Source organism: Pseudomonas sp. B414 (genome assembly GCF_055408445.1).
On the sequence record NZ_JBUZTQ010000075.1, the window covers coordinates 1 to 2,062 of the forward strand.

The 2,062-nt window shown below is 57.9% G+C and carries 1 protein-coding gene; it reads right to left on the reverse strand.

The features are described 5' to 3' along the window. A partial coding sequence (locus tag ACZRMH_RS25730) for an Ig-like domain-containing protein (protein WP_464015805.1) occupies nucleotides 1-2,062 on the reverse strand: 2,062 nt, incomplete at both ends.

Below are 2,062 nucleotides of genomic sequence, written 5' to 3' on the forward strand. Positions count from 1 at the left end.
GCCGTCGATGATAGAGCCGGTAATCGGGGCGTCGTCGTCGCTCAGGGTGCCGATGGCAGCGTCTGGTAGGTTGGTGTCGACGGTGAAATTGATCGCGGTGCTGGCCGGGCTTTGGTTACCGGCTTGGTCTTCGACCACAGTACTGAAAATGTGGCCGCCTTCAGCCAGGGCAGTGGCGGTGTAAGTCCACTCGCCGGAGTCATTGGCCTGGACGCGACTCAGCTCAGTAGTATCGTCGTAGATAATCACTGTGCTTCCGGCTTCAGCGGTGCCGCTGAAGATCGGGGTGGTGTCGTTGGTGGTACTGTCGTTGGTGATAGAGCCGGTAACCGGGGTGACGTCGTCGCTCAGGGTAGTGATGGCAGCGTCTGGGGCGTTGGTGTCGACGGTGAAATTGATCGCGGAACTGGCCAGGCTTTGGTTACCGGCGAAATCTTCGACCACAGTACTGAAAATGTGGCCGCCTTCAGCCAGGGCAGTGGCGGTGTAGGTCCAGATGCCGGCGGCATCGACGGTTTCACGGGCCAGCTCGGTGCTGCCGTCATAAATGATCACTGTGCTTCCGACTTCAGCGGTGCCACTGAAGATCGGGGTCGTGTCGTTGGTGGTACTGCTGTTGATGATAGAGCCGGTAACCGGAGTGACGTCATCACTCAGGGTGCCAGTTGCAGCGTCTGGTGAAATCGTATCGACGGTGAAATTGATCGCGGTACTGGGAGGGCTTTGGTTGCCGGCTTGGTCTTCGACCACGGTGGTAAAACTGTGGACGCCTTCAGTCAGGGCAGTGGCGGTGTAAGTCCAGATGCCGGTGGTATCGACGGTTTCACGGGCCAGCTCGGTGCTGCCGTCATAAATGATCACAGTGCTTCCGGCTTCAGCGGTGCCGCTGAAGATCGGGGTGGTGTCGTTGGTGGTACTGTCGTTGGTGATAGAGCCGGTAACCGGAGTGACGTCATCGCTCAGAGTGCCAGTTGCAGCGTCTGGTAAAACCGTATCGACGGTGAAATTGATCGCGGAACTGGCCAGGCTTTGGTTGCCGGCGAAATCTTCGACCACGGTGGTAAAACTGTGGGCGCCTTCAGTCAGGGCAGTGGCAGTGTAGGTCCACTCGCCGGAGTCATTGACCAGGACTCGACTCAGCTCAGTAGTATCGTCGTAGATAATCACTGTGCTTCTGGCTTCAGCGGTACCGCTGAAGATCGGGGTCGTGTCGTTGGTGGTACTGCTGTTGATGATAGAGCCGGTAACCGGGGTGACGTCATCACTCAGAGTGCCAGTTGCAGCGTCTGGTAAAACCGTATCGACGGTAAACCCGATGGCGGCACTGGATAGGCTTTGGTTGCCGGCTTGGTCTTCGACCACGGTGGTAAAACTGTGGACGCCTTCAGTCAGAGCGGTGGCGGTGTAAGTCCACTCGCCGGAGTCATTGACCAGGACGCGACTCAGCTCAGTAGTATCGTCGTAGATAATCACTGTGCTTCTGGCTTCAGCGGTGCCACTGAAGATCGGGGTGGTGTCATTGGTGGTACTGCCGTTGATGATAGAGCCGGTAACCGGAGTGACGTCATCACTCAGGGTGCCGGTTGCAGCGTCTGGTGAAACCGTATCGACGGTGAAATTGATCGCGGTACTGGGAGGGCTTTGGTTACCGGCTTGGTCCTCGACCACAGTACTGAAAATGTGGACGCCTTCAGTCAGGGCGGTGGCGGTGTAGGTCCACTCGCCGGCGGCATCGACGGTTTCACGGGCCAGCTCGGTGCTGCCGTCATAAATGATCACTGTGCTTCCGGCTTCAGCGGTGCCACTGAAGATCGGGGTGGTGTCGTTGGTGGTACTGTCGTTGATGATAGAGCCGGTAACCGGAGTGACGTCATCGCTCAGAGTGCCAGTTGCAGCGTCTGGTAAAACCGTATCGACGGTAAACCCGATGGCGGCACTGGATAGGCTTTGGTTGCCGGCTTGGTCTTCGACCACGGTGGTAAAACTGTGGACGCCTTCAGTCAGAGCGGTGGCGGTGTAAGTCCACTCGCCGGAGTCATTGACCTGGACGCGACTCAGCTCA